Source organism: Arthrobacter agilis, from assembly GCF_002953615.1.
GTDB lineage: Bacteria > Actinomycetota > Actinomycetes > Actinomycetales > Micrococcaceae > Arthrobacter_D > Arthrobacter_D agilis_B.
In genome coordinates this window covers 447,063-462,429 of the sequence record NZ_CP024915.1, presented here as the reverse complement: position 1 = coordinate 462,429, position 15,367 = coordinate 447,063, and the positions used below count along the sequence as shown (strand labels likewise).

Here is a 15,367-nt window from a genome sequence, read left to right as displayed (position 1 = left end):
CATCAGGCCTGCATCCTCATGATCTCGTTGAAGGCGTCAACGCCCTTGTTGCGGACGGCCGCGACGAGTTCGAGCGTCACCTGGGCGCGCGTCGAGGCCAGCGTGGCGTTGTGGATGTCGGTGAGGTCGCCGGTGACGGCCTGCACGGCGAGCCCGTTCGACGTCGACTGCAGGGACTGCAGGTTGTCCACCGCCGAGGTGAGGGACGTCGCGAAGCCGGAACCTCCGGCGTCGGACACCGCACCGGCGGACGGCAGGTAGGAGGTGGCGACGGGCTGGACCGCGCCGATGGCGGGAACGGGCATCAGGAGCGTCCGATCTGGAGGGCTGCTTCGTAGGTGGCCTTGGCGCGGTCGACGACGGCGGCGTTGGCCTGGTAGCCGCGCTGCGCCATGATGAGCTGGCCCATCTGGGCGCTCATGTCGATGTCGGGGTAACGGACGTAACCGTCCTCGTCCGCGAGCGGGTGGTCGGGTTCGTGGACCAGGCGGCCCTCGGCGCTGCCGAACTCGGCCCCCGCCACGTAGGCGCCCTGGCCGTTCTCGTCGGCCCGCGCAGTGATGTAGCGCTGCTGGAAGGCCGCGCCGTCGGTGGAGGTGACGGTGTTGGAGTTGGCCATGTTGTCCGCCACGGCGTCGAGCCACTTGCGGTGCAGCGTCAGGCCGGTGCCGGAGATCCCGATGGCGTCGAAGGTCATCAGGAGGTCCTCAGGGCCGTGCGGATGCTGGTGAAGGGGCCCTCGACGGCGCGTGCGGCGAACTGGAAGCGCAGCACGGTGTCGATGTTGGAGAGGGTCTCGGTGTCCAGGTTGACGTTGCTGCCGTTGAGCCGGGTCGGTTCGAGGGAGGTGTCCGTGGTGGCCTGGACGCTGCCGTTCCCCATCGACACCGAGCGTGCCAGGGCGTCCTCGAAGTCCACGCGCTGCGCGTGGAAGCCGGGGGTGTTGACGTTGGCGATGTTGTTCGCCGTCACGCGCTGGCGCAGGGCGAGCCCATCGAGGGCGCTGCGGAGGGCGAGCGAGGACACGGAATCGAGCACGGCGGCAGGACCTTCTGGAAAAAGGCTGAGCGGCCGATCCATGGCCTGGGGGGTGAGCGATCCATGCTCGGTGGCGACTATCGGATGGTTCCCGGGTAGTCGTTAGGTACTTCCGGGAGGAACTTTCAGCCCGTGACGTCGACGTAGACGGCGGACTGCTGCGCCGTCGTGGCCGCCCGGACCGAGCCGAGGGCCGAGCGATGCCGCCGCAGGGTCCCGGCCTCGGCGGTCAGGCGGGCGAGTGCGGCGCGCTGGCGTTCGCTGATGCGCCGGGCGCGTGCCACCAGGGCACCCGGGATGGGTCCGTCGACGACCGGCGGGGTCCAGCTGCCGAGGACCGCGGTCTGCCGCATGAGCGCGGTGGGCGCGACGTCACCGGCCGCGGCGTCGTCGACGGCCGCCTCCAGCGCGTCCAGGACCGAGGTCCAGGCGAGGAGGGCTGCCGTGTCGGTGGGCCGGGCGTGCTCCGCCGGCCGTGCGTCGTCAGCCAATGCCGAGTACTCCGAGGGCCCTCGGCGCGTCGTGGTCCGAAGGTGCGACGGCGGCCGGCTGGCCCGTGCGGGCGGCCTCGTGCCAGGCCTGGCGCAGCGGCTCCAGCACCTCGGCGCACTCGGCGGTCTTGGTGCGGTCCCGCGTGACATTGGCCTCGACGAGGGTCTGGCGCACGAAGGCGTACAGGGACATCAGTCCTGTGGCGCCGTCCCAGAGGTCCGTGCGGAGCGAGGACATCAGTTCGCCGACAATGTCCTGGGCGTGCAGCAGGTTCTCCGAGGCGACGGTCCACTCCCCTGCCTCCTGCGCTGCGCCGGCACGGGCGAGATCGAGCAGCAGCCTGTCGTAGAGCATCGTCAGCAGCCCCGCGGGTGTCGCGGACAGGACGGCGTCCTGGACGTACTGCGAGCGCTTGGCCTGGTAACCGTTCATCTGGAGCATCTGGAGCTAGCTTCCGGTCGTGGGGAGGTTCGCCAGCTGTGACGACAGCCAGTCCCCCTGTGATTGGAGTTGTGAGAGTTGGACCTCGAGCGCCGAGTAGGTGCGTTCGAGCGTCGCGCGCCGCTTCTCGAGCCGCTGGTCCCAGTCGGACACGCGGTCGTTGAGGTTGCGGACCGTCGATTCCTGGCTCGTGATGCGACGCGTGAGTTCGCCGTCGTACTTGTCCGAGGCTGCCTCGCCGGCGTCCGCCACCCGGGCGGACAACTGCATGAGCACGTCCTTGGTGCCCGCGGGGTCCTTCGCGAGCGCGGCGGCGAATTTCTCGGGGTCGAACTCGACGGTCCCGGAGCGGGTGAGCGTGATGCCGAACTCCGACGTCGACGTCCCGCCGACGGGCGCGGTCGCCGCGGTGAGCACGGACTGGGCGATGCCCCGCACGGCGCTGTCACCCGTGAACCGGCCCGAGATCGGCGCGGCACCGGCGGTCGTGCCGGGTGTGACCCTGGTATTGGTGTCGACGAAGGAGAAGACGCTGCGCAGCGCGTCGACGAGCTCCTGCGCCACCTTCGTGGTGGCCTCGGCGTCGCGTGAGACGGTCACGGAGACCGGCTCGGTGGTGGTCCTGCTGACGGTGACGGAGACACCCGGCAGGATGTCGGCGAAGGTGTTCGATGCCGACGTCACCACCTGCTCCGCGGCTGTCCCGCCCCACAGGACCGCCTCGGCGTCCTGGGCGGCTCGGACGGTCGCCGCTCCGGTCTCGGCGAAGAGATCGGGAGCGGTACCGGCGGTGACCTCGTCGGCCGTTCCACGGAAGACGGCGAAGGCGTGCTCGGCACCGGACTCCGTCGCGGTGAACTGGAGCCGGTACTGCGGGATGCCGTCGGCGTTCGTCCCGGCGCCCACTTTCGCGGCGGTGATGCCGGCACCGGCCTTGTTCACGGAGGCGACGACGTCGTCGAGCGTGCCGGTGGTCCTCACCTCGGTGGTGGTGCCGTCCGCCGCGCGCAGGGTCAGCGTGGTCGCGGTCGGCGAGAAGGCCGTCATCGCACCCGTGACGGAGGACTGGGACTGTGCCAGGTGCTTCACGGTGAAATCGAGGGAGCCTGCGGCCGCCGTCGAGGTGGCCGTCGCGGTGACGGAGTCGCTGGTGGCGGTGGCCTTGTAGACGTCGAGGGCTCCGGGCTTCGCCGTCCTGGTGGCGAGTTCGGTCAGGGATCCGAGCCGCGTGTTGAGCTGCTGCAGGGCGGTGATGAAACCCTGCGTGGAGGTCGCCTTCGCCTTGAGCATCGATTGCGGGCGTGCTTCCAGCTGCATGAGCTGGTTGATCATGTTCGTGGTGTCCAGCCCACTGGCGATGCCGTCGATGGAGAACGCCATGGGTCTACCTCTCGGGGGCTGGGACGGTGTATCAGGGTCTACCGGCTGGAGTGCCGTCGGTCAGGCGAATGCACGGGGCGGGACCTCTCGGTCCAGGATTGGTCCCGCCACCGTGCACCTTTCGCCTACGAGCTCACCGTCTAGCGGAGGAGCTGAAGGACACCCTGGTTCATCTGGTTGGCCTGGGCCAGCATCGCGGTACCGGCCTGCGACAGGATGTTCGAGCGGGTGAAGCTCGCCATCTCCTTCGCCATGTCGGTGTCGCGGATGCGGGACTCGGCGGCAGAGAGGTTCTCCTGCGAGACGTTGATGCTGTTGATCGCGGACTCGAAGCGGTTCTGCACGGCACCGAGCTCGGAGCGCGAGGTGGAGATGTCCTTGATGGACGTGTCCAGTGCTGCGATGGTCGTCAGTGCGTTCGCCGCGGTGTCGAAGTTCAGCGCACCGATGGTCGTACCGAGCGTCTTGATGTCCGCGCCGGACAGGTCGACCTCGATCTGGTCGTTCGCCGCGGTGCTACCTGCGCCGACCTGGAACGTCAGCGTAGCGCTGCCGTCCAGGAGGTTCGTCCCGTTGAAGTTCGTCGAGTTGCCGATCCGGGTGAGCTCCTCGGACAGTGCCGTGACCTCGGACTTGATGGCCGTGCGGGCGTCCGCGTTGTTCGAGTCGTTGCCCGACTGGACCGCGAGGTCGCGGACGCGCTGCAGGATGCTGTGGACCTCGGTCAGCGCACCTTCAGCGGTCTGTACGACGCTGATGCCGTCCTGGGCGTTGCGGGCTGCAACTCCGAGGCCGTTGACCTGCGAGCGCAGGCCCTCGGCGATGGACAGGCCGGCGGCGTCGTCGGCTGCGCGGTTGATGCGGAGACCGCTGGACAGCTTCTCGAGCGACTTCGAGATGTCGTTCTGGGTGCTGGAGAGGTTGCGGTATGCGGTGTTGGCCGCGGTGTTGGTGTTGATCTGGAAACCCATGATGTATTCCTCCGTGAAAGGGCTGCGAACGCCTGCCCATCCATGGGCCGGCACCAGTAGCTATCGGAGGTCCGTTCCGGGATGTAAGGAATCGGAAGAACTTTTTTCCCGATTTCCTCGACGGGCACAGATCGACGCAACAAACGCCCAGTTTTCCCTGTGGGTTGGGCCCTGGGAGGCCGGACCGGGAGTCGGGCCCGTGCCACAGCCTTAGTGTCTTCGATGATCAGGTTCCTGATCCTTGAGGAGAGGAAGTACCCGGTGTCTGCTGATGCGCCTGAGATCGGTAGGGATGGCGCGCCACGGGTGAGGATCTCCCGGGTTCCCGTCATCGCGGCGTTGGTCGTTGCGGCACTGTATGTCGTCAGTCTCCTGCTCGGCGACCTGGCACCGTTCGACGTCGTCGGGGTGTGGCTCGGCATCACGGCGGAACTCGCCGCTGTCGCCGTCTGCGTCGTCGCGGTCCTGGCACGGTGCCGTTCGCAGTGGCAGGTGGGGCTCGGCGCCGCGGCGGTGGCCGTCTACACGGCGGGCGACGCCTTTTATCTCTTGGTGCTGCAGGGGCAGCACTCACTCGCGGTCGTATCCGCTGCGGATGTTGCGTACTTCGCGTTCTACCCGCTGATGCTCGGCACCCTCGTGATGACCGTGCGGAAGCTGAGGGGCCTCACCTGGCCCCTGCTCCTGGACAGCCTTGTGGGAGCCCTGGCCGCCGCGTCCGTCATGGCCATGCTCCTCGCGCCGGTCCTGCAGGCCGGAGCCGGCAGCAGCACGACCTTCGAGATGGTGGTCGTCGTCGTCTACCCCCTTCTGGATCTCCTGCTGATCAGTACCATCGGTGGCCTGATGACCTCCCGCGGGCTCGATCTCGGGCCGCGCTGGCCGCTGCTCGTGGCCGGTCTGATGCTCTTCGCCGCCGCGGACATCGCCTACGCGCTGGGCACGAACGGGTACAGCGCCGGATCGGTGATCGACGCCGGCTGGATCCTGGGAATCGTGGCCATCGCCCTGTGGATCGACGGCGTCGCCCGAGCGGGCACGGTCCTCCGCCACCACGACCGCGGCCTCCCCGCCGTCACCATGCTGATGGTGGCCACCGGCTCGGCCGTGTCCGTCCTGCTCATCGGGTGCCAGGTGCCCATCGCGCCCCTCGCCCAGGTCCTCGCCGCCCTCACCGTCCTCCTGGCCGCGGCGCCCCTCCTGTTCCGGAACCGCCTGCTGGCCGCCCTCGCGACCACGGATGACCTGACGGGCCTGCCGAACCGCCGGGGGCTCGTCCGGGATCTCGGCGGTCGGCTCGGCGGACAGCGCTCCGGTGCCCTGTTCTTCCTGGACCTCGACCGGTTCAAGGACGTCAACGACGCCCTGGGCCACGATGTCGGGGACGCCCTCCTCGTCGAGGTCGGTGAGCGCTTCGCCCGGCCACTGACGCCCAACGACCTGCTGGCGCGCCTCGGCGGGGACGAATTCGCGGTGTTCCTCGACGGCGTCACCCGGGAGGAGGCCCTGAAGGTGGCACGGCGCCTGGAAGCGGAACTCCTGGAACCGGTCCGGATCGGCACGGCCGCCCTGACCATTCGGGTCAGCATCGGCATCGCCCTCACACCGGAGAACGGCACCGACATCCAGCTCCTGATGCGCAAGGCGGACATCGCGATGTTCCGGGCCAAGTCCGAGCGCAGCGGCCACCATCTCTACAGTTCCCTGGACGACGACGGCGGCGCACGGAAGCTGCGCACGCTGCAGGAGCTCCGCACGGCGCTGGCCGAGGGCCAGTTCGAGCTGCACTACCAGCCCAAGGTGCACCTGCCGGACGACGCCGTCACGAGCGTCGAGGCCCTGATCCGCTGGAACCATCCCGTCATCGGGCAGCTGCCCCCGACGTCGTTCCTCCCCCTCGCCGAGGAGGCCGGCCTGATGCCCGAGCTCTCCACGCTCGTGCTCGAGGCCGCCGTGCACCAGGTCTCGCGCTGGCGTGCCGACGGGCTGACGATCAGCGTCGCCGTGAACCTGTCCGGGTCCTGCATCCAGCCCGGCCTGCCCCGACAGGTCCGCACGCTTCTCGAGCGGCACCACATGCCCGCCGGGTGCCTCACGCTCGAGATCACCGAGGACATGCTGATGGCCGACCCGGCCCGCTCCGCGAAGATCCTCGCCCGGCTCCGCGCCGACGGCATCCAGGTGTCGATCGACGACTTCGGGACGGGCTACAGCTCCCTGGCGTACCTGCGTGATCTTCCCGCCGACGAACTGAAGCTGGACCGGTCCTTCATCACCGCCATGCGCTCGGATCGACGCGCCGGCGGGCTCGTGGGCTCGATCATCGACCTGGCGCACAGCCTCGACCTGCGGGTGGTGGCGGAGGGGGTCGACAACGAGGAGACGCTGGTGGAGCTGCGCGCACTGGGGTGCGATCTCGCCCAGGGCTTCCACTTCGCCCGGCCGCTCCCTGCCGCCGAGGTGGCCCCCTGGATCACCAGGCACTCCCCGGTCGTATCGGGGAGTGCCCTCCTCGGATAGCCCCCGACTGGTAGATTGTCGACGACACGCCCGGCGGCCTTACATCGCACCGGGCACTGCCGATAGTTCTTCCGGTTCCACCCGTCCCGTGGCACCGGAAAGGAGGTGGCACCGTGAGCGCCCAGGATCTCTCCGCCCTGCTCTGGCAGGAGCGTGAACTACTCGAACTCCTCGTCTTCAAGCTGGAGGAGGAACAGCTCCTGCTGACCTCCGGCAAGACGCGCTGGCTGCACTATGCCACCCGTGAGGTGGAGCAGGTACTCGAGCGATTGCGCGACACCGGACTCGCACGCGCAGTGCACGCCTCCGGCGTCGCGACGGAGTGGGGTATCCACGACGGCGCCAGTCTCCGTGAACTCGCGGCAGCCGCCCCGGAGGGGCCGTGGGGGGAACTCCTCGCCGACCATCTCCGGGCCATGACGGTCCTCGTGGCGCAGATCGCCGCGGTCCGCGACAGCAACCAGCAGTTCCTCCGGGCGGCGAGCCGCTCCACGCAGGAAACCCTGGCGGGCATCAACACGGGCGCGGGCACCTACGCGGCCGATGGTGTGACCACCCAGGGCCATGGCCGACCGACCCTTCTCAACAAGGACCTCTAGCGGGACGATGAGCACTTTCAGCGGACTCAACACTGCCTACTCCGGCCTCGCCGCCGCGCGGGCCGGCCTCGACGTCACAGGGCAGAACATCGCCAATGCCACCACCCAGGGCTACACGCGCCAGCGGCTCGAGACCTCGGCCGCGGCCCCGGTCCGTCCCACGATGTTCACGAGCGGGACGCGGGCCGGGGAGGGTGTGCTCGTCGAGGGCATCGCGAGGCTCAACGACGTCCATCTCGAGGCGCGGGTCCGCACCACCGCGGGCGCAGCCGGCTACACCGCCGTGCGTGCCCAGGCCTACTCGGCACTCGAGGGCAGCCTGGGCGAGCCGGGCACCCATGGCGTCTCCGCCTCCCTGCAGGGCTTCTGGGCAGGCTGGCAGGAACTGTCCAACCATCCCGAGAAGGACGCCTCGGCGTCCTCCCTGCTCTCCGCGGCCGGCGAACTCACGGCGCGCGTCTCGGCGGGATACCGCGATGTCGAGAACCAGTGGGCCTCGCTCCGCTCCTCGGCCGGCACCCTCGTCGCCGAGGTCAATGACGCCGCCACGCAGGTCGCCGACCTGAATCGGCAGATCCGGTCCGCCGTCGCCTCGGGCACCTCCGCCAACGAGCTCCTGGACCGCCGCACCACCCTGACGGCCACACTCGCCGGGCTGACCGGCGCCACGGTCCGTGACAACACCGACGGCACCGCCGACGTCCTGCTGGCCGGCAACGCGCTGGTCTCGGGCACCACGGCGCGCGCCCTGCAGGTCACCGGACCGGCACGGTTCGACGGCGCCGGCACCGTCCAGGTCGAGTGGACCCACCGGCCGGGCGCCTCCGCCGGCGTCGAGAGCGGCGAACTGGCAGCGACGCTCTCGCTCCTCGCCCCCGCCGACGCCGGAGGAGCGCTGGCGCAGGCCGCTGCCGGGTACGACGCGTTCGCCGCGAAGCTCGCCGACCAGGTGAACACGCTCCACAGCGGCGCCGGCAAGGGTCCGTTCTTCGCCTACCAGCCGGACCGTGCAGCCGCGTCCCTGACGGTCCTCCCGGTCCGGCTTGGGGACCTCGCAGCGGGTGCTCCCGGTGCAGGCGCCTACGACGGCTCGGTCGCCGATGCGATCTCCGGGATCGGCACCGGTACCGGCTCCCCCGATGCCGCCTGGTCCGCCTTCGTCGCCGACCTCGGCGCTGCGGCACGGATGGAACTGCAGGGCAACGCGCTCGCCGAGGTGTCGGCGACCACCGCACTGCAGCAGCAGCTCGGCGCCACCTCCGTCAGCATGGATGAGGAACAGGTCAACCTGCTGGAGTACCAGCACGCCTACCAGGGCGCTGCGCGCGTGATGACGGCCGTCGACGAGATGCTCGACGTCCTCATCAACCGCATGGGAATCGTCGGACGCTAGGGGAAGGCCACCATGATCACACGCGTCACCAACCAGACCATGCTGCACGGAGCCCAGCGCTCCCTGCAGTCCAACCTCGCACGGCTCGCGGACCTGCAGGAGAAGGCGAGCAGCCAGAAGGCCATCAGCCGCCCGTCCGACGACCCTGCCGGGGCGGCCGAGGCACTGCGCGTGCGTGCGGAGATCCGCGCCACCGAACAGTACGGGCGGAACATCTCCAACGGGGAGGGCTGGCTGGCCCAGCTCGACAACGCGATGACGACCTCGAAGCGCTCACTGGACCGGGTGAACGACCTCACGCTGCAGGGATCCAACTCCTCGCTGCCGCCGGCGGCCCGCGAGGCCCTCGCGCTCGACATCGAATCCCTGCGGAGCGACCTCGCGGCACAGGCCAACGCGACCTATGCGGGTCGGTTCCTGTTCGCCGGGAACACGGACGCCCCCACCGCCCTCGGCCCGGACCTCACGTTCCCCGCCGGTGGGACGGTCGAGCGACGGGTGGGACCGGACCGGACGGTGCGCGTCGATGCGGACGGGGCCGCGGTCTTCGGCAGCGGCGCCGGCTCGGCATTCGCCCTGCTGGACACCATCGCCGCCGACCTGCGCGCCGGCAGGGACGTGTCCGTCCACCTCGCGCCACTCCAGCAACGCATCCAGGACCTCACCGCACATCACAGCGAGATCGGCACACGCCACGCACGGCTCCTCGAAGCCAAGGATACCGTCGCCGACGCCTCGCTGGCACTCGAAGGAGAACGCGCCGCCGTGGAAGACATCGACCTCGCGTCCATCATCCTGGACCTCAAACTGCAGGAGACCGCCTACCAGAGCGCCCTCGCCGTCTCGGCGCGCGTCCTCCAGCCCTCCCTCATGGACTTCCTGCGATGAGGGCCGATTTCGTGACCCCTCCCCCGGGCCTCGCGCCGCGCACCGAGTTCCGCCTCGAGGAGGTGCAGGGAGCCGACGGGCTGTTCACCCTCACCTCCGCCGACGACACCGGCGTGCGCCTGTTCCTGCTCGACGCCGCGACGTACGTCCCGGCCTACAGCCCGCGCTTCTCGGACGCGCAGCGGGACGTGCTAGGACCGGACGTGCCGGAAGCCCACCTCTTCGTCGTCGCGAATCCCGCCCCGGGCGGCACCACGGTGAATCTAGCGGCGCCGATCGTCCTGGATCCTGCCACCGGACGGTGCGCCCAGGTGGTCCTCGAGGGGTCGGAGTACCCGCTGCGCGCGGCACTGACCCAGGCCGCCTGACCTCCGGCGGATACGACAGGAGCCGCCCGGCGTCGCCGGGCGGCTCCTGTCATCCGTGCAGCAGGCGGTGCCTGCGGGCGGCCTAGGCGAAGTCGGACGTCGCCGGGTCAGCGCCGATGCGGCCTGCGGCGCCCTTGTCGAGGCCGTTGATGGCATCGATGTCCTCGTCCTCGAGCTTCACGTCGAGCGACTCCCAGTTCTCGATGATGCGCGACTCCGTGACCGACTTCGGGATCACGACATTGCCGAGCGCTACATGCCAGGCGAGCACGACCTGCGCCGGTGTGGCGTTCCGCTTCTGCGCGATGTCCTGCAGCACGGCGTCGTCGAGCAGTCCCTTGCCGGAGCCGATGGGCGACCACGACTCGTGCAGGATCCCCTTCTCCGCCTCGAAGGCGCGGAGCTCGGACTGGTTGAGGTACGGGTGGGTCTCGACCTGGTTGATGACGGGCACCACTCCGGTCGCGTCGATGATCTCGTCGAGGGCCCCGACGGTGAAATTGGAGACGCCGATGCTCTTCACGCGACCCTGCTTCTGCAGTTCGATGAATGCCTTCCACGTGTCCAGGTACTTGCCCTGCTTGGGCTGCAGCCAGTGGATCAGGTACAGGTCCAGGCTCTCGAGTCCCAGTCGCTCCATGGACGCGTCGAACGCCTTGAGCGTGCTGTCGTAGCCCTGGTCCGCGTTCCACAGCTTGGTGGTGATGAACAGTTCGTCCCGGCTGAGGCCGGACGAGGCGATGGCGCGTCCCACGCCGGCTTCGTTGCCGTAGATCATGGCGGTGTCGATGTGCCGGTAGCCGGCCTTGAAGGCCTTGCCCACGACGTCCTCGGCGACGCTGTCCTCGACCTGCCACACTCCGTACCCGAGCTGGGGGATGATCTGGCCGTCGTTGAACGTAAGGTTTGGTGGAGTAGTCATACAGGCGGGAACCAACGGCACTTCCCATTTATTTCTGTTCCCACCGACAACTATCAGCCTGCGTGGTATCGCCGGACGGCGGCACCGGGCCGGAGGCGGGGGTGCGGACGATGCGCGCGACGCGGGACGGGCGGCGGGCCGTGCTGCACGACGACGCCTTCCGGTATGCCTTCCGGCGCTCGCTGTCGGTGCGGCTCGCCTCGGCGGCAGCGCTGGAGGCCGTCGGGGTCCTCGACATCGAGCCCGACACCGTACCCGGCACTGAGCCCGCCACCGCTGCCGACGTCGTACCGGTCCTGCTGGCGGCCCGGGCAGCCCTCGAACGGTACGTCCCTCCGGACCTGCCACCCCGTGTCCCCAGCACCTCACCCCTCTACGGCGCACTCGCGGCACTCTCCCCGGGCGAGCGGGAGTTCCTACTCCTGCTTCACTGGGACGGACTGAGCGCCGGGGACGCTGCCCGGGCCGCGGGGCAGGACGTGTGTCAGCTTCCCGCCGTCGAGGCCAGGTGCGCAGGCATGCTGTCCGTCGGGTCGGCCCCGGACGTGGCGCTGCCGGCCGTCCTCGCCGCCGTCGACCCGGCCCGCACCCTGCCCGACCGGGAGCTCGAGCACAGCCGCAGCAGCCTCCACGGTGCCGCCGTCACCGGGGAGAGCCGCCCCGTCGGTCGGCCGATACCGGTCGACCGACCGGACGGCGGGCCGATGCCGGTTGCAGACGGGCGGGGTCCGGTACGCCGTCGACGGATCCAGACCGTCGTCGGTGCGGTGTGCCTCGTCCTGGTCGTCGCGGCCCTGGCCGTAGCGCTCGTCCCCCGGACCGCGCCCGGTCCCGCCGGCAGGGCGGAACGGTTGTTCGGACTCGCGGATGTCGTCGCGGTCATCGCCGCCACCAGCGTGGAACCGACGGTCGTCGACGGCGAGATGCGGATCCTGCAGCGGGCCCCCGTGGTCCAGATCGTGAAAGGCGAGGCGGACCCGGACGTACTGACCCTCGACGTCACCGGCCGGAGCACCCTGGAGCGCCCCTACAGCCGCAACTTCTTCCCGCCCCACCAGCTCGTTTTCCTGGTGCGCGACGCGAGCGGCGTGCTCAGCCCGGTCGAGGGCGACGGCTCGGTGCTCACCCTGGCCGACCGCCGGACAGGGGAAGCGACGACGATCGCCGGGGACCCGGCGGTGCTTCCGGACGAGCTGCGCGATGCCATCGATGCGATGCCGGAGGATGAGCTGCCGCTCGCGACGAGCGGTGCGGCTCCGGGCTCCCTGGACCCGGAATCGATCGTCGGCATCCGGCCGGCCGAGGGACGGGACGCCCAGAACCTGCCGCAGAGCCTGCTCGGGACGTTCCGGGCAGGCACCAGGGCGGGCGGGGCATGCGTCTGGTTCGAGTTCAACGGCCGCTCCGTCCTGATCCGCTGGCCCGACGGCTTCTCCGCCTACCTGCGCGAGCCGTCCCGGGCCTCCGCCGACCGCGACCCCGAGGCGGAGCGGCGCGTGCTGACCGTGCTGAACGAGCGCGGCTACCCCTATGTGGACGAGTACCGGTCGGCTCCCTTCATCCGGGGAGTGCCGACCGGGGGCCGCGGCGTGTGCGGCGGCCAGGACCTGGAGGTCTGGGACATCGCCGTCGCACCGGGGAGCACCCTGCTGTTCTACTGACCCTGCGGCCGGCCGCCCGGCATCGCCCGTTCGGCCTCCTCGATGTCGTCCGCCACGAGCTGGGCCCGGCGGCGCACGTTGTCCAGCCCCGCGGACGCGATGCCCCACCGCTCGCCGTCGAGCCGGGTCATCGCGGCCGCCTCGGCGGTCGTCGCAAGGGTATTGCCCGCACGCGACAGGGCGCGGTGCACCTGCAGGAGTGCTCCGGGGATGTCGAGGCCGGTGCTCGGCGACGAGGCCTGGGCGCTCGTGCAGACGGCACGCACGCGCGGGAGCATGGCGCCGAGGTCGTCGGCGATCACCACGAGTTCGTTGTAGACGTCGTCGTCCTCGATGCCCTCGAGGATCTGGTGGTAGCGGTCCAGCCCACGGCGGAAGCGGTCGTGGGCCCGACGCCAGACCCCTGTGCCGAGTTCGGCGTCGTCCTTCCGTCCCTGTCGAGCTGCTGCGAAGAATGCCACCTACGCGTTACAGGTACTGGCCGGGCCCGTGGCTGTCCGCCCTGGCCGCCTGGGCCTGGCGCACGGGCGGGGTCCGCTTCGGCTCGCCGTCCTCGCCGATGACCACCCCGGGCGCGATGACGGTGCCCGGAGGGAGCTCGCGCAACTGGAGGCGGGCCGCGAGCTGCTGGTTCGCCATCTGCTGCGCTGCCAGCGCCGCCTGGATGCCGTGGAAGAGACCCTCGAGCCAGCCCACGAGCTGCGCCTGGGCCACGCGCAGTTCGGCGTCGGTGGGCACCGACTCGCTGTCGAACGGCAGGTTGATCCGGTGCAGTTCCTCGACCAATTCGGGTGCGAGGCCGTCCTCGAGTTCCTTGACGGAGCGCTCGTGGATGGAGGCGAGCCTGGTGCGGCCGGCGTCGTCGAGCGGTGCGGTGCGGACCTCTTCCAGCAACTGCTTGAGCATGGTGCCGATGCGCATGACCTTCGCCGGTTCGTCCACGAGCTCCGCGAGCGATGTCGGGCGGTTGTCCTCCGGGGCCTCGCTGCCGCCTCCCTGCCGGGGATCCTCAGGCGTGCCGGGCGACACCCCGCGGGCGGGATCGAAGGGACTGGCTGGCTGCTGTTCAGTCATGACGCTATGCTCCCACAACCGCCGGAAGGCGGGCACGTCGGATCCGGCCTTGCTCCGTGCCGTGGCGGCGGCCTCCGGACACGACGAAGCCCGGCGCTGATCGCGCCGGGCTTCGTGGAGGAGGCGGCTGCCTAGCAGCAGCGGCCTTCGGGGTTGGCGTCCTGGCGGTCGGTCTTGTCCCGCCAGAACTCACGCTCGGTCATCGGGAGGCCGCCGGGGTGCGTGCGCTCGTGGTGGTCGAGATACGCCTGGTAGGCGTTCTCCCCCATCACGCCCTTGAACAGCCAGGCCAGCTCGCGAGCGGTGTCGCGTGCCCGGTGCAGGACCTGTGGGACGGTCATCAGTGCCCCGTCCTCGCCGGCCGCCTGCCGGGCTCCAGGGCCGACCACTGCGCCTCGAGCTCCTTCTCGGCGGGAGACGGGATCAGGCCGGCGGGTGCGAAGATGCGCGACGGCACCGGGGTGTCCTCGTTCTCCTTGCCGCCGCCGTGCCGGTAGGCCCGGATGGTGGCGAGGATCGCCGTCGCGATGACGATGATCGACAGCACCACGAAGATGATCGACAGCGTGCCCTGGATGAAGGTGTTGCGCACCACCGCTTCCATGGCGGCCACGCTCGTGGCCGTGCCGAAGCTCTCCTCACCGGCCGCCAGCGCGTTCTTGAAGGCCGTGTGCTGCGCCCAGTAACCGATGGCCGGCACCGGCGAGAAGATCTTCAGGAACGACGCCGTGATGGTCACCACTGCGGCGAAGGCGAGCGGCAGGGCCGGGATCCACAGGAACCGGAAGAGGCCCTTCTTGGCGCAGATCGCCATGCACACCGCGAGCGCGATGGCCGCGAGCAGCTGGTTGGCGATGCCGAAGAGCGGGAAGAGGGTGTTGATGCCGCCGAGGGGGTCGGTGACGCCCATGATCAGGATCGCCCCCCAGCCGGCCACCATGACGGCCGTGCAGATCCACGCGCCCGCCCGCCAGGAGGTGTCGCGGAAGCGGGGCACGAAGTTGCCGATGCTGTCCTGCAGCATGAAGCGCGCCACGCGGGTGCCGGCGTCGACCGCCGTGAGGATGAACAGCGCCTCGAACATGATGGCGAAGTGGTACCAGAACGCCATCATGCCCGAGCCGCCGAAGACCCCCTGCATGATCTGTGCGATACCGACCGCGAGGGTCGGGGCGCCGCCGGTGCGGGAGACGATCGATTCCTCGCCGACGTTCGAGGCCATCGTGCTGAGTGCCTCCTGCGTCAGGTTGACGCCGGTGAGCCCGAGGCCGTTGACGAAGGTCACGGCTCCCTCGATGGTGCCTCCGGTCGCCGCTCCCGAGGAGTTCATGGCGAAGTAGATGCCGCGGTCGATCGAGAGGGCGGCGACGAGCGCCATGATGGCCACGAAGGACTCCATCAGCATTCCGCCGTACCCGATGAACCGGGTCTGGCGTTCCTTCTCGATCATCTTGGGGGTCGTGCCCGAGGAGATCAGCGCGTGGAACCCGGAGAGGGCGCCGCACGCGATCGTGACGAACAGGAACGGGAACAGCGTGCCGGCGACGACGGGGCCCGTGCCGGAGGTCGCGTAGGGCGTGATGGCGGGGACGCTGATCTCGGGGCGGGTGATGACGATCG

The 15,367-nt window shown here is 69.9% G+C and carries 18 protein-coding genes; 6 read left to right on the top strand and 12 right to left on the bottom strand.

Going from position 1 to position 15,367, the window contains the following annotated elements; translation table 11 throughout:
* Positions 1 to 2: 2 nt before the first annotated feature.
* From fliE to CVO76_RS02235, 7 genes are all read right to left on the bottom strand, one after another.
* Positions 3 to 305 (bottom strand): flagellar hook-basal body complex protein FliE, encoded by a 303-nt coding sequence (gene fliE / locus CVO76_RS02265; protein ID WP_133080395.1) that lies wholly within the window; start codon positions 303 to 305, stop codon positions 3 to 5.
* A complete protein-coding gene (locus tag CVO76_RS02260; RefSeq protein ID WP_133080394.1) occupies positions 305 to 697 on the bottom strand; it encodes a flagellar basal body rod protein FlgC in 393 nt (130 codons plus the stop codon). The genes fliE and CVO76_RS02260 overlap by 1 nt, the downstream gene beginning before the upstream one ends.
* Positions 697 to 1,038, bottom strand: coding sequence for a flagellar basal body rod protein FlgB (locus CVO76_RS02255; protein WP_133080393.1), 342 nt, complete (start codon positions 1,036 to 1,038; stop codon positions 697 to 699). Before CVO76_RS02255 ends, CVO76_RS02260 begins: the two co-directional genes overlap by 1 nt.
* A gap of 125 nt (positions 1,039 to 1,163) precedes the next feature.
* On the bottom strand, positions 1,164 to 1,529 hold the full coding sequence (locus CVO76_RS02250) for a hypothetical protein (protein WP_208740533.1): 366 nt from the start codon (positions 1,527 to 1,529) through the stop codon (positions 1,164 to 1,166).
* Complete coding sequence (fliS, locus tag CVO76_RS02245; RefSeq protein ID WP_244186156.1) at positions 1,522 to 1,971, bottom strand: flagellar export chaperone FliS; 450 nt, start codon at positions 1,969 to 1,971, stop codon at positions 1,522 to 1,524. Before fliS ends, CVO76_RS02250 begins: the two co-directional genes overlap by 8 nt.
* A gap of 6 nt (positions 1,972 to 1,977) precedes the next feature.
* Complete coding sequence (gene fliD, locus CVO76_RS02240) at positions 1,978 to 3,351, bottom strand: flagellar filament capping protein FliD (RefSeq protein WP_208740532.1); 1,374 nt, start codon at positions 3,349 to 3,351, stop codon at positions 1,978 to 1,980.
* 140 nt (positions 3,352 to 3,491) lie between these two features.
* Entirely contained in the window at positions 3,492 to 4,322 is an 831-nt protein-coding gene (locus CVO76_RS02235; protein WP_133080389.1) for a flagellin, read from the bottom strand.
* Positions 4,323 to 4,628: 306 nt separating this feature from the next.
* Here CVO76_RS02235 and CVO76_RS02230 point away from each other — a divergent pair, with 306 nt between their 5' ends.
* The 5 genes from CVO76_RS02230 to CVO76_RS02210 all read left to right on the top strand — a co-directional run bounded on the left by CVO76_RS02230 (position 4,629) and on the right by CVO76_RS02210 (position 10,090).
* A complete protein-coding gene (locus tag CVO76_RS02230; RefSeq protein ID WP_208740531.1) occupies positions 4,629 to 6,842 on the top strand; it encodes a putative bifunctional diguanylate cyclase/phosphodiesterase in 2,214 nt (737 codons plus the stop codon).
* A gap of 113 nt (positions 6,843 to 6,955) precedes the next feature.
* Complete coding sequence (locus tag CVO76_RS02225; RefSeq protein WP_208740530.1) at positions 6,956 to 7,441, top strand: flagellar protein FlgN; 486 nt, start codon at positions 6,956 to 6,958, stop codon at positions 7,439 to 7,441.
* Positions 7,442 to 7,448: 7 nt separating this feature from the next.
* Positions 7,449 to 8,834 carry a flagellar hook-associated protein FlgK gene (flgK, locus tag CVO76_RS02220; protein WP_208740529.1) on the top strand — a complete coding sequence of 462 codons (1,386 nt, stop codon included), beginning with the start codon at positions 7,449 to 7,451 and terminating at the stop codon, positions 8,832 to 8,834.
* Positions 8,835 to 8,846: 12 nt separating this feature from the next.
* On the top strand, positions 8,847 to 9,722 hold the full coding sequence (locus CVO76_RS02215) for a flagellin (protein ID WP_208740528.1): 876 nt from the start codon (positions 8,847 to 8,849) through the stop codon (positions 9,720 to 9,722).
* Complete coding sequence (locus tag CVO76_RS02210; RefSeq protein WP_208740527.1) at positions 9,719 to 10,090, top strand: flagellar assembly protein FliW; 372 nt, start codon at positions 9,719 to 9,721, stop codon at positions 10,088 to 10,090. Before CVO76_RS02215 ends, CVO76_RS02210 begins: the two co-directional genes overlap by 4 nt.
* Before the next feature lie 82 nt (positions 10,091 to 10,172).
* Here CVO76_RS02210 and CVO76_RS02205 read toward each other — a convergent pair whose 3' ends face one another.
* Complete coding sequence (locus CVO76_RS02205) at positions 10,173 to 11,012, bottom strand: aldo/keto reductase (protein WP_208740526.1); 840 nt, start codon at positions 11,010 to 11,012, stop codon at positions 10,173 to 10,175.
* 62 nt (positions 11,013 to 11,074) lie between these two features.
* Between CVO76_RS02205 and CVO76_RS02200 the strand changes: the two genes are divergently transcribed.
* Positions 11,075 to 12,673: a hypothetical protein gene (locus CVO76_RS02200; RefSeq protein ID WP_208740525.1), complete on the top strand. Its 1,599-nt coding sequence runs from the start codon at positions 11,075 to 11,077 to the stop codon at positions 12,671 to 12,673.
* Here the strand turns inward: CVO76_RS02200 and CVO76_RS02195 are convergent.
* The 4 genes from CVO76_RS02195 to CVO76_RS02180 all read right to left on the bottom strand — a co-directional run.
* Positions 12,667 to 13,134: a hypothetical protein gene (locus CVO76_RS02195; RefSeq protein WP_208740524.1), complete on the bottom strand. Its 468-nt coding sequence runs from the start codon at positions 13,132 to 13,134 to the stop codon at positions 12,667 to 12,669. The two genes, CVO76_RS02200 and CVO76_RS02195, sit on opposite strands and share 7 nt — an antisense overlap.
* A gap of 7 nt (positions 13,135 to 13,141) precedes the next feature.
* A complete protein-coding gene (locus CVO76_RS02190; RefSeq protein WP_208740523.1) occupies positions 13,142 to 13,747 on the bottom strand; it encodes a bacterial proteasome activator family protein in 606 nt (201 codons plus the stop codon).
* A gap of 131 nt (positions 13,748 to 13,878) precedes the next feature.
* On the bottom strand, positions 13,879 to 14,088 hold the full coding sequence (locus CVO76_RS02185) for a YbdD/YjiX family protein (protein ID WP_133080379.1): 210 nt from the start codon (positions 14,086 to 14,088) through the stop codon (positions 13,879 to 13,881).
* Positions 14,088 to 15,367: carbon starvation CstA family protein (locus tag CVO76_RS02180; RefSeq protein ID WP_279628588.1), on the bottom strand; the 1,280-nt coding region annotated here is incomplete at its 5' end. The genes CVO76_RS02185 and CVO76_RS02180, both read right to left, overlap by 1 nt.